Origin of the sequence: Epilithonimonas sp., assembly GCF_032054305.1 — a bacterium.
GTDB lineage: Bacteria > Bacteroidota > Bacteroidia > Flavobacteriales > Weeksellaceae > Epilithonimonas.
In genome coordinates this window covers 345,354-357,490 of the sequence record NZ_DAMBSX010000006.1, presented here as the reverse complement: position 1 = coordinate 357,490, position 12,137 = coordinate 345,354, and the positions used below count along the sequence as shown (strand labels likewise).

Below are 12,137 nucleotides of genomic sequence, written 5' to 3'. Positions count from 1 at the left end.
AAATTACGAAGGATTAAAGTCCATTTTAATAATCAAATATTTTAAAATTTCGGCACTAAAAAATCCGTACAAAATCTTTATACGGATCTTTTAATAATTGCTTATTAAAATAAACATAAACTAACTAAAAATTCATTTCATTTTGTTTAGTAACGTAGAAAAACAAAATATATTATGTTAAATTTATCTTCTGTTGAACTTGCTTTGTCATTATTCAAAAAATTTTATCTTTAAGGCCAAAGAAAAAACCCTATGGATTTAGAATTCAACAAAAGAGAAGATATCAATAAACTGAAACTTTCTGACATCAAAAAAACCTTAACCAAAATTAAATCTGGCGGCGGAGAAAAAGCGCTTCAGAAACAACGTGACCAAGGAAAAATGACTGTCCGAGAAAGATTAGAATATCTTTTCGACAAGAATTCTGACACCATAGAAATCGGAGCATTTGCAGGATATGAAATGTATGAAAAAGAAGGCGGTTGCCCGGCAGGCGGTGTGGTCGTAAAAATAGGTTATGTTTCGGGAAGGCAATGCATCGTGGTTGCCAATGATGCCACAGTAAAAGCCGGAGCTTGGTTTCCTATTACAGGAAAGAAAAATCTACGAGCTCAGGAAATAGCCATGGCAAACCGTTTGCCAATTATTTACTTAGTTGATTCCGCTGGTGTTTTTTTACCTATGCAAGACGAGATTTTCCCCGACAAAGAAATGTTCGGAAGAATTTTCAGAAATAATGCCAAAATGAGCTCCGCAGGAATCGTCCAAATCTCAGCTATCATGGGAAGTTGTGTTGCAGGTGGCGCCTATCTACCAATCATGAGCGATGAAGCTATGATAGTTGACAAAACAGGAAGTATTTTTCTGGCTGGAAGTTATCTTGTAAAAGCAGCGATTGGAGAAAACATTGATAATGAAACACTTGGAGGTGCAACAACACATTGCGAAATATCCGGTGTTACAGATTATAAAGCCAAAGATGACAAAGATGCTTTGGACAGAATCAAAAACATTATGAAATCTATCGGAGATTTTGATAAGGCTGGTTTTGACAGAATTGAAAGTGCTCCTCCTAAGGAAAATCCCGATAATATTTTCGGAATAATGCCAATAGCAAGGTCAGAACAATATGACACTTTCGAGATCATCAAATGTCTTGTAGATAATTCTGAATACGAAGAATACAAGCCAGATTATGGGAAAAGTATAATTTGTGCTACAGCCAGAGTTGACGGATGGAGTGTAGGAATTGTTGCTAATCAAAGAAAGTTGGTAAAAAGTGGCAAAGGCGAAATGCAGTTCGGTGGTGTGATTTATTCCGATTCAGCCGACAAAGCGACACGTTTTATCGCTAATTGTAATCAAAGAAAAATCCCTTTGGTTTTCCTTCAAGATGTTACAGGTTTTATGGTCGGCTCCAAATCCGAACATGGCGGAATCATAAAAGATGGAGCAAAAATGGTAAACGCTGTTTCCAATTCCGTAGTTCCGAAATTCACTGTGATTACAGGAAATTCTTACGGCGCAGGGAATTATGCGATGTGTGGAAAAGCCTATGACCCAAGATTGATCGTTGCCTGGCCTTGGGCTGAGCTAGCTGTAATGGGTGGTTCGCAGGCTGGAAAAGTTCTTCTTCAAATCCAGGAATCTGCACTTAAAAAAGAAGGAAAAGAAATCACCGAGGAAGAAAGAAAGGATATTCTTGATAAAATATTGGCAGATTATAACAAGCAAACTCAGCCGACTTATGCCGCAGCAAGACTTTGGACAGATGCTATTATCAATCCTGTAGATACCAGAAAATGGATCAGTATGGGAATAGAGGCCGCCAATCATGCTCCGATTACAGAAAAGTTCAACCTTGGAGTGATTCAGGTATAGTTTTTGTATTCGAAAAACACAAAAAAAACACATATCAGATGAAAAATTTATTGTCGCTGATTGTCGGACTCCTGACAATCGGTAATTTCTATGCACAATGCAACATTACTGGAAACAAAATTATTGCTCCTAACGAAATCACAACCTTTAGTGTCGATGCCAAAGCACAATGTGAAGAATGTTATTTATGGAAATCTTCCAACGAACAAGCCTTTAAAATAGAAGGTAACAATAAGCTTAATAAAGTTAGTGTAACAGGTAAAGATTTTGGAAAAAGTACTATTTCCGTATCTATATTAACTGATCAGGGATTATTACAATGTGAAAAAAACATTGAACTGACAGACCTGAAACAAAGTCCTACCGGGAATAATTGCGGAATCAAGATCGATGATTTCAAAGAAGTAAAAGTCAGCGAATCGATTATTTCATTTTTCCCCAACTTTAATTCCGGAGATTATTTATACAAATGGACAGTTACTTATGCCAATGGCGAAAACCAAGAATCTGCAGAGAAAATCCCGCAATTCTTTTATTCCGATATCAATTATATCACAATGATAAAGTTGAAAGTTTCTAGCAAATCGCCAATTTGTTCCATGACCATCTCAAAAAAATATGAACAAAATTATTGGGGCAAAACAGCTACTCAAATTGATAAGATAGAACAAAAAACCTATTCTCCAATGAGTTACAGTGACTATGTAAAACCTGAAGACAAATCTAAAATAACAAAATAAAGTTATTGATCACCTTTTATTTAAACCTTATAACTTCCATTGCTCTGGAAGTTTTTTGTTTTCAATTTCAAATCAAATTTTAATAAAATTAAAATATTATTTAATTTTATTAAAATAATTATTACATTTGTAAAACAAAATTAAAATAAATGAAACTGCCTATCATATGTCCAAGTTGTGATCACACTTTGAATGTAAGTCAAATGACATGCCCGTCCTGCGCAACTCAGGTTAATGGAGATTACGAACTTCCCGTTCTTTTGAAGCTTGGTAGAGAAGAACAGGATTTTGTTCTCAATTTTTTTCTTTCCAGCGGAAGCATCAAGCAAATGGCAAAACAAGCCGAACTTTCTTACCCCACGATGAGAAATAAAATGGACGACCTGATCGAGAAAGTAAAAAAACTTCAAAACTAAAACAATGACCTGGAAAACTATTTTTAATCCTTTCGGGAGGCTCGACGACAAGCATCTGCTTATTGTAGGAATCTTATTTTTCATCTTGAATATTTTTGGGTGTTATTATGCAGGAAATGTGAATGACAGTATTTTCCATCTTTCTCATTTGGAAGACAACCAGACAATTTGGGATGTTATGAAAATCAATTCTTTGAGTTCAGTTTTGGCAATCATTGTTCTATATATCCTTGCTTTATTCCTTAATAATAGAACCCGAATCATCGATATCATCAATACGGTTCTGATATCTGCCATTCCACTGATCATAATAATGCCAATCTCAGGAATGTCATTTTTGAAGAATGCCACTCAAAGTATTACAAAAAATGTTGGTGACCCAAGCCAGATAGAAACTATAAACCTCATCCTGGTTACTGCTTTCGCATTGGCAACCTTACCATTTATGATTTACAGCTTTGTGCTTTACTACAATGGTTTCAAAACTGCTACAAACATCAAAAAGTGGCAACATGTTGTTCTCTTCGTGATCGCCTCATTCATTTTAACAATCGTTAGCCAGACTATATTTTAAAAAAATTAAACATATAGCATCGTTCTGACATTTCATTCAGCTAAATTAAAATGGCTGGCGATTGCATATGATCTTTAACAAACCATAATTATTTATATATGAAAACCAAACTATTATTGGTGCTGATTCTATTGGCACAGACTTTTTACGCCCAAGATTTAACGGGTTCTTGGAAAGGTGAAATCGACTTAGGCACTATGACACTTCCTCTAATTCTTGATATTAAGAAAGAAAACAACAGATATATTTCGACTGCGAGAAGTCCAAAACAAGGCGACAAAATCATTACCGTTGACAAAACAGAATTTGCAAACAACGAATTGATCTTCGAAATGAAAGATCTAGACGCGTCTTACAAAGGACAATTCAACACAGACCATTTTGAAGGGGTTTTCACGCAGCGTTCCAGAGATTTTAATTTGAATCTTTCCAGGATTGATGAAAAAAATGCAGAAACATCAAGCAAAGAATCCAAAATCCCAGACATAGGAAATAGAGAAATAAATACTAAAAAAATTGATGACTTCCTGAATTATATGACTGATAACAAACAATCTATTGGTAGTATTTCGATTTTCAGAAACGGGAAGGAAGTTTATCAGAAAAACTTTGGTCAAGATCAATTGCCAAATGTAAAATGGGATTCCAACACAAGATATCAGGTTGGTTCTGTCAGCAAATTATTTACAGCTATTATGCTGATGCAGCAAGTTGAGAAAGGGAAACTAAATATCGACGACAAGCTTTCCAAATATTACCCGGAGATTCCAAATGCTGATAAGATCACCACCAAAACAATGATGAATCACACCAGCGGATTGGGTGATTATGCAGGTCAACACTATCAATGGTTGTTCAAAAAACCAGTTGGGGACAAAGTAATTCTCGACACAATCAAAGCTCAGGGTGTAGAATTTCAGCCAGGAGAAAAAACTAGATATTCCAATTCCGGCTATTATCTTTTGAGCAGAATCCTTGAGAAAGTTGCGAAAAAACCATACAACGTACTTCTGAAAGAAAACATCACAAGCAAAGCGAATCTGAAAAATACTTTTTCAGTTCTCGACAATCCAAACAACGTTTTCAAATCGTACGAAAACGAGGACGGGAAATGGGTAGAAGTTGAAGACTTCGATTTTCATAATTGTATTGGTGTAGGCGATATTGTTTCGACTCCCAATGATTTGAATCTTTTCATTAATGCTCTATTCAATGGGAAGTTTGTGAAGAAAGAAACGCTTGAAAGGATGATGCCAACGCCGAAGAAACCTTTGGATTTTGGATCAGGAATAATGGCTGTCCCGTTTTATAATCAGGTTTCTTTTGGACACGGTGGAGACACGGCTGGAAGTCACGCAATCACATCTTATAATAAGAAAGAAGATTATTCTGTTTCGATGATTATCAACGGAGAAGAATATCCACACAATGGTTTGGGAATAGGCATCTTAAGTTTAATATATGATGCAGATTATACTTATCCAAAATTCGGAGAAGATGCAACCAAATCTGTAGATACACCTGAGAAATTTCAAAAATATATTGGCGATTACTCTTCTCCGGATATCCCCATAGATTTAAAGATATTCTCACAAGAAGGAAAGCTGTTTGCACAAGGAAAAGGACAATCTTCCTTTGAATTGGAACATGTAGATAAAGATGAGTTCAAATTTGTGCCTGCAAAAATTCAGATTAATTTTTCTCCTAATCAACTAAAAATGGTACAAAATGGAAAGACTTATAATTTTTCAAAAAAATAATTCGTAAAAAAACATGCGCAGAGGCTGATCGATCTCTGCGCATGTTTTTTTAATATAAAAAAGCGAGGCGTCTCAGTAAGATCAGCCTCGCTTCATAAAAACACAAATTAAATATTTTACTATTTCTTGATCACTTTCGTTGTTTCTGTTTTGCCTTCTACATTGGCTTTCACAAAATAAATTCCTGAAGGTAATCTCGAGAAATCGATGGTATTGGAGTCTTTGATTTCCTGTAACAATTGCCCTGCAATACTATAAACATATATCTGCTTTACTTTTTTATCGGAAGATACCGTCAGGATATCAGTTACCGGGTTCGGGTAATATTGGATAGAAATCTTCTCTACATCCGCTACACCTAACGTCCCAATATTCAGACTGTAATCTTCTACCTGTCCGTAATATGATGTTCCGCAAGGCGTGGTATTAGGACTAGATATCGCAGCATAAAGCCTCACTCTCATTTTCGTTCTCCCTTTTGCAATAGTTGTTGGGATAGTAATCGTTCCATTCCATGGCGATGTTTTATAATCCGTAGTCAAAACTTTTTCCCCGGCATCATCGAAGTCACCATCTTGATTGAGGTCAATCCAAACAATCACCTGATCAGAATCTGAAGAACCAGTAGTGGAAGACGCCGTGAAATTGTAGATCTGTCCAGGAATAACACTACCTATTACATTAGAGAAATCTTCATATCCGGCATTGGATGTAGAATTGTTATTGATACCTGCAAAAGTAACGTTCGACAATTTCTCAGAAAACAAATACGTGGATGAAGCCGGACAGTAGTTATAAGCGTTGGTGAAGAAAGTCACATTAGCATAAGTTCCGGTAGTTCCACTGCAAACCGCTGCCACACTCACGTCATAAGAAGTATTGATTGATAGCTGTGATAATGCATAATGATTGGCAGTAATGTTATTGACTTCTGTCCAGTTACTCTCTGTTGATTTTTTATATCTCAATGTATAAGTTGCATTGGCAACCAAATCCCAATCTAAGTTTGCTGTAGTTTGGGTAATGTTTGCAGCCAATAAATTAGTTGGAGCAGAACCGTCACAAGTAGCTACACTGGTCACTGAGACATTTCCTAAAGCATAGAAAACATTGCCAACCGCAGAAACTCTCACAATAACCAGCGAATTAGCATTGACAGAAGAAAAATCAAAAGACTCTAATCCGTCATTTGGCGTTGAATTCGTCAAAATATTCCAAGTTGAGCCTTGATCAGTTGAATAATCGATTTTCACATTAGAAACATTATAAGGCGCAAGATTCGTATTAACAACATCCCAAGTAATGGTGCTTGATACATTATTATAAACTTTGACCGTGGTCATTTTGAAAGGTCCGTCATTGCCAACTGTGATAGTTTGAGAACCTGATGCAGTTTGCTGTTGCGTCACATCTGCATTGTTATCTCTTACCAAAACTTTGAAGTTCATTGTCCGTGCCACATTGGAAACCGATTCCCAGTCTGTGGCATTGGATAAGTTTCCACCAATCACAGTGCTGAGTCTTGGAAAATATCTGTAAGATAAGTTCGAAGGAGGCAAAGATCTGAACTTGGCACCATTGGTATTATTATCCATTACTGTTGTAACTGGAGCAGTGGCCAGATCATACTCTTCCCAGCTATATACCAATGGATCATTTTCTGCATCTGTTGCATCAGCAGTTAAAACAAATGCAGTCCCTTTCGGAATCGTTTTGTTTGATAAACCAGCAACAACAGGCGGATTATTATCGATTGAATTACTCGTTCCACAAGATTGAGAATTGACATAAGTCTGAACCTGCTCAACACTTCTCACATGAAAATACGAATCTGAATAACTTTGTACATTGTCTATTCCACTGATTCCTCCATAGCCCATAATCGTAGAACCAGAACCAGGTTCCATATGCGCTGTTTGATTGGGTGCCGACTGGATGATATTAGAATAAGTATGATCTGCCCCAAACTGATGTCCCATCTCGTGCGCCACCAGATCGATATCAAATCTTTCGCCTTCCGGTCCGCCTATTCTTGGAGTGCTGAATGCTGCACCTTTTGATTTAGCATCTGAATTATTGGATGGATTTCTACAAACATTTCCAACATCTCCTGCAGAACCAGAACCTCCTGCTTGTCCAAAAAGATGTCCAATATCATAAGCATCATTACCAATAACTGATGTCAGAGTCTGCTGTAATTCGAGATTCCAAGCGCCGCCAATTCCCACATTGGCATTGGAGTAAGGATCGGTTGACGGATTGGTGTAAATCAGCTGAGGAAAATCCTGCACATTCAGATGGATTGCAAAATCTTTTTCGAAGACGCCATTCACTCTCGTAATAGTTGCGTTGATTGCCGCAAAAGCCTGTGCTACTCCACCGAAATATTGTGTATATTCTCCAATTACGGAGATTGCCAGACGGTAAGTTCTGTATTTTTTGTCACTCGCTTTACTGAAATCTGTAACTGAATTTGAAAAATCAGAACCTTTTGTTAATTGATCAATTTGGTTTCTATTGATTGGCGATTCATTGGTTGAACAGGAAAATGCGTGACCATCCTCTCGCTTTCCAGATTTTGGAATAACAGCATAAACTTTTTTTTCTTTATTTTGAGGCTCAATGAATTCATATCTTCCATCCTTGAACATCATCGATTGCAAATCGTAAGGCGAAACACTGAATCTTACCCAAACTGTGGGATCACCAATTTTGGCTCCTACATAAGAACCGAGCTGATAACGGTCTGCCAAGGATTTTTCTACAACTGGCAAACTGTAAACTTCGAATTTTTCAATTTTCCCTTCTAAAGTTGGCAATTCAATAATAATCGGCGCACTGTTTTTACCTGTTGGTTTTGCTGTTGCAAGTTTCGCTCTGATAGCATCAAGATCAAGAGAATAAAAACTAGTGGCTTTCACTTTCTTTGATTTTGGTTCTATCATTATTGTCGGACCCCATTGAGCAAAACTCAATATTAATCCAGAACAAACCGCAAGAATGGCAAGAATTTTCTTCATATTTAATTATAAAAAAGAGTTCATTATCAATTACTATAAAAAACGAGACCTTTCAAAAGATCAGTCCCGTTCAAATTAATAATTATGATGAATTAGATTTACTTTTTGATCACTTTCGTCATCTCTGATCTACCTTCTACAATTGTTTTCACAAAGTAAACCCCTGAAGATAATTTATTTAGATTGATGACATTAGAATTACTGATCTCCTGTAACAATTGTCCTGCAACATTATAAACAGAAATATTATTTATTTTTTTGTCAGATGAAACCGTTAAAACATCGTGAACTGGATTTGGATAAACCTGAACCTTTGTTTTATTGGCAACATCGCCAACTGCCATTGTCTCGATAGTGAATTCGTCTGCACCAATATCTGGCGTGGTTGCGTTTCTTGCATTACCATCAAAATCCGTTGTAACATCCGCAACAGAAACACCTTTGTTATCAAGAGCAGAGTTTTCAGAATCTTGAGCAATATGGAGATCTGTAACAGAAACAAATTTTGGAAGAACTTTGATAGAGTTATTATTACCTCCCAAGATACTTTTCATTCCTGTAATATCAGTAAAAGCAGGTGGACCTCCTGGCGTTTGTCCAAGATTTGGGCCTGAACTATAATATATATTGTTATCTATATTAGAATATGTCGCAGCTACTGGCGGAACTGAGATAGAATATGTTGGAATTGTTGTATCTGCCAAATTAACAACAAAAATATTGTTTCTAAGGTCTATTGCGCCTGCTGTAGAAACAGTAGAACTGAATGCTATAGGCAAACCTTTATTGGTTCCGTCATTCTGGGTTTCTGTCAGATAAACTGAATTGTTATAGACTTTGTAACCTGTTCCTGCATTGATCAAAATCCCGCCAGTGTAAGTGGCAGATGAAGTGTTCGCAGCAAAACTGGATATTTTTGAGACAAAGTTGTTGCTTACCAATGTATTGGATGCCGTTCCCGCACTCAATATGATAGCTTCAGCTCCGTAACCTACAGTAGTTGCAGTTCTCAGACCTACCAGATTATTGATATCATTCTGGCTGATGACAGTTCCTACAGTAGAACCTCCTAAACTGATTCCTGTAACAGAGCTATTGAATCCATTGCTAGAAAAGTTAGAAATTTTGTTTCTAAGAATCTTGTTTGCTGTAGGCGCACCCCCTGCTCCGGCATTGTTGAAAATTTGAATCCCGGTTACACTACCTCCACCTGCATTATTCACACTAATATTATCAATAACATTATCGGAAACAGTAGTATTCATCGTGGAAACTGCAAGCCAAATTCCTCTTTTTACCTCATTAGAAGTATTTTCAAAGTTGCCGATTTTATTTTCAGAAACTATGACACCATCTGTTCCTCCAAGATAGATTCCCATAAATCTGTTGGAATTTTCTCCGCTTGTAGAAAGGTCATTTTTGGTAATCACAGAGCCAGAACCATTTCCTATGGCAGACACGGCAATCATGTAAATCCCTTGATAAGATTTTTGAATAGAATTATTCTCCAATATTATGTTATTGAAATATCCAGCAGTTTGAGCTCCCGCAGTGTTACTTACGATGATTCCGCTTCCAGCAGTTTTTACACCGTTGATAATTGTTGTGTTTTTTACGGTCACATTGGTCAGTGGATTCGCAACATCCGAGGAACCCATCGCAATTACAACAGAACCTGTCGCAAAGCCATTGATGATGCTAAGATTTCTTGAGTTAGAACCGTCATTACTTCCGTCGATAGTGACGTTGCTTCCTAAGATTCTCAAAACAGGGCCTGCTGTAGTTGCATTGGTAATTGTTGCTGTAACTCCGGTTGCTGGTTTCAATGATACCGATGTAAAGTTAGAAGTTCCTGTACTTCTATTTAAAACTGCGGTTGCGGTCTCAGATGTATTGGAAGTAATTGTTAAATTGATTGCACCTTGATGTGCTCCCGAATTGATAGCATCGAAAGCGGCTTTTATCGTTTCATAAGTTGCTGTTGTTGTTCCGGCAGTTGCTGTTACATCGACTTGTGCAAAAGCTAAAGTTCCAAGGAAACTAGATAAAAAAAGTATAGATTTTTTCATAAATCATTTGATAATTATTGGTTAAATTTTGGCAAAAAGAATCCCGGCTATCCATAAAAGATAGTTTTATAATAGCCGGGAAGATTATTTGATTATTTGAAAAGGATTATTTCTTGATGACTTTAGAAGTTTCTACTTTGCCTTCTACATCAGTTTTCACAACATAAACACCAGCAGACAAATTGTTCATATTAACCGTATTTGTATTTTGAACAGTTTTTACTAATTGTCCAGCTACGTTGTAAACAGAGATAGAATTTACTTTTTTAGTAGAAGAGATATTCAAAACATCTTTCACCGGATTGGGGTACAACTGAACTTTGTTGAATGAAGTTTCTCCGGTTGCTAAAGCTTCTTTAACATTCAATGTATAATCTTCAATCTGTCCATTATTATAATTCCCACAAGAGCCAGTTGGCCAAAACATCGCAAAGGTAGAAGGTGAATTAACTTTTAAAAGTCTCAATCTTGTATTCCCTACAACTGCATCTTCGGGAACTTTGATAGTTAGTTCAGCAGACATATCATCCATACCTGTACTTCCTTTTACAAAACCGATTCTGTAGATTTCGTTCTCATTATCGAGCGTTCCGTTTTGGTTCCAATCGATAAAAGCGGTGAAAGTACTTACTTTCCAAGATCCAGCAGTATTTCCTTTAACTGTGATTTTATATTCTTTACCTCTTTCAAGATTTCCAACTTTAGAAAGAAAATTCTCATAAGAGTTGCTTGTATTAGGATCAGAAGCACTAGAAATATCCGCAAAAGTTACAGACGTAATTGGCTCCGAAACAGTTGCTGAAACCGAGCAATAAGACGAAGTACTTGGGTTGTTTGGTAATACTCTTATTTTCGTACTTCCCTTCAAACCTTCTCCAGACCAGTCATTGTAGCTCAATATCCAGTTACCTTCTACAGGCTGAAGCGGAACCACTCCTGCTGGAGCGAAAAGTCTGGAATTACTATTGAATTCAATATCTAACTCCCCATTCTCATCTGCATACATTTCTTCATCTTTATTCAGTTCCCAGCCATTAGATGCAGGATCACCAACGTTAATTTTTACCTGACCGTAAGGAACCAGATTTTTCACTTTAACGTTAGATCCTGAGACAAAATCTCCCATTTTGAATTCGGTAGGAGTAGCTTCACCAGTAATTACCTTTTTAGGATCTTTGATAACGGTATAATTTCCAGAAGCCGTTTTTCCCGAAGCATCTTCTGCTTTAAGCGTATAATATCCCAGCGGGGAAGTATTGGTCCAACCATTGAATTGGAAAGTAACATTCCCACTGGCATCTGTTGTAGATGACAAAGACCTCAAACCACCTTGCGGGTCTACTGAGGTAAACTTAATTGGCGAATTGGCTGTGAAACCACTACCACTAACTTTAATACCATATGCCCAATACCAATATTCTAAAATACTGTTCTCGGGAGCGGGGTTACTTGGCACGGTTGTATCTATAGAGATGTTCTGTGCAGACATCATTCCTGATAAAAGCAAAGAAGCAAAAAAAGCGTTTTTCAATTTCATATCATTCAAATTTTAAATTATGGTTCAAATGTAGTTCTGAAATTGAACAAAAGAAAATGTTTACTGTTCAGAATTGTAGAATTTACAAGAATTAGAACAACTTTTAAAAAAATTAAACAACTGAAAAACAATAAATTAAA

8 protein-coding genes are annotated in these 12,137 nt (G+C 36.6%); 5 read left to right on the top strand and 3 right to left on the bottom strand.

Annotated elements, in window-relative coordinates:
• Positions 1 to 252: 252 nt before the first annotated feature.
• From RTX21_RS15115 to RTX21_RS15095, 5 genes are all read left to right on the top strand, one after another.
• Positions 253 to 1,881 carry a carboxyl transferase domain-containing protein gene (locus RTX21_RS15115; RefSeq protein WP_312768880.1) on the top strand — a complete coding sequence of 543 codons (1,629 nt, stop codon included), beginning with the start codon at positions 253 to 255 and terminating at the stop codon, positions 1,879 to 1,881.
• Positions 1,882 to 1,919: 38 nt separating this feature from the next.
• On the top strand, positions 1,920 to 2,621 hold the full coding sequence (locus tag RTX21_RS15110; protein ID WP_312768878.1) for a hypothetical protein: 702 nt from the start codon (positions 1,920 to 1,922) through the stop codon (positions 2,619 to 2,621).
• A gap of 149 nt (positions 2,622 to 2,770) precedes the next feature.
• The gene (locus tag RTX21_RS15105; protein ID WP_312768875.1) at positions 2,771 to 3,037 is read left to right on the top strand and encodes a DUF2089 family protein; all 267 of its coding nucleotides are present in this window, start codon (positions 2,771 to 2,773) and stop codon (positions 3,035 to 3,037) included.
• Between the two features lie 4 nt (positions 3,038 to 3,041).
• The gene (locus RTX21_RS15100) at positions 3,042 to 3,611 is read left to right on the top strand and encodes a YIP1 family protein (RefSeq protein WP_312768872.1); all 570 of its coding nucleotides are present in this window, start codon (positions 3,042 to 3,044) and stop codon (positions 3,609 to 3,611) included.
• A 98-nt stretch (positions 3,612 to 3,709) separates the two neighbouring features.
• Positions 3,710 to 5,371 carry a serine hydrolase domain-containing protein gene (locus RTX21_RS15095; protein ID WP_312768870.1) on the top strand — a complete coding sequence of 554 codons (1,662 nt, stop codon included), beginning with the start codon at positions 3,710 to 3,712 and terminating at the stop codon, positions 5,369 to 5,371.
• A 119-nt stretch (positions 5,372 to 5,490) separates the two neighbouring features.
• Here RTX21_RS15095 and RTX21_RS15090 read toward each other — a convergent pair whose 3' ends face one another.
• The 3 genes from RTX21_RS15090 to RTX21_RS15080 form a co-directional block, all read right to left on the bottom strand.
• Complete coding sequence (locus tag RTX21_RS15090) at positions 5,491 to 8,391, bottom strand: reprolysin-like metallopeptidase (protein ID WP_312768868.1); 2,901 nt, start codon at positions 8,389 to 8,391, stop codon at positions 5,491 to 5,493.
• A gap of 98 nt (positions 8,392 to 8,489) precedes the next feature.
• Positions 8,490 to 10,460, bottom strand: a complete 1,971-nt coding sequence (locus RTX21_RS15085) for a T9SS type A sorting domain-containing protein (protein ID WP_312768865.1) — start codon at positions 10,458 to 10,460, stop codon at positions 8,490 to 8,492.
• Between the two features lie 106 nt (positions 10,461 to 10,566).
• Positions 10,567 to 11,997: a GEVED domain-containing protein gene (locus RTX21_RS15080; protein ID WP_312768863.1), complete on the bottom strand. Its 1,431-nt coding sequence runs from the start codon at positions 11,995 to 11,997 to the stop codon at positions 10,567 to 10,569.
• Positions 11,998 to 12,137: the final 140 nt, after the last annotated feature.

Coding starts and splice junctions, on each gene's coding strand:
- RTX21_RS15115 (WP_312768880.1), top strand. CDS start 253: ATGGATTTAGAATTCAACAAAAGAGAAGATATCAATAAACTGAAACTT.
- RTX21_RS15110 (WP_312768878.1), top strand. CDS start 1,920: ATGAAAAATTTATTGTCGCTGATTGTCGGACTCCTGACAATCGGTAAT.
- RTX21_RS15105 (WP_312768875.1), top strand. CDS start 2,771: ATGAAACTGCCTATCATATGTCCAAGTTGTGATCACACTTTGAATGTA.
- RTX21_RS15100 (WP_312768872.1), top strand. CDS start 3,042: ATGACCTGGAAAACTATTTTTAATCCTTTCGGGAGGCTCGACGACAAG.
- RTX21_RS15095 (WP_312768870.1), top strand. CDS start 3,710: ATGAAAACCAAACTATTATTGGTGCTGATTCTATTGGCACAGACTTTT.
- RTX21_RS15090 (WP_312768868.1), bottom strand. CDS start 8,391: ATGAAGAAAATTCTTGCCATTCTTGCGGTTTGTTCTGGATTAATATTG.
- RTX21_RS15085 (WP_312768865.1), bottom strand. CDS start 10,460: ATGAAAAAATCTATACTTTTTTTATCTAGTTTCCTTGGAACTTTAGCT.
- RTX21_RS15080 (WP_312768863.1), bottom strand. CDS start 11,997: ATGAAATTGAAAAACGCTTTTTTTGCTTCTTTGCTTTTATCAGGAATG.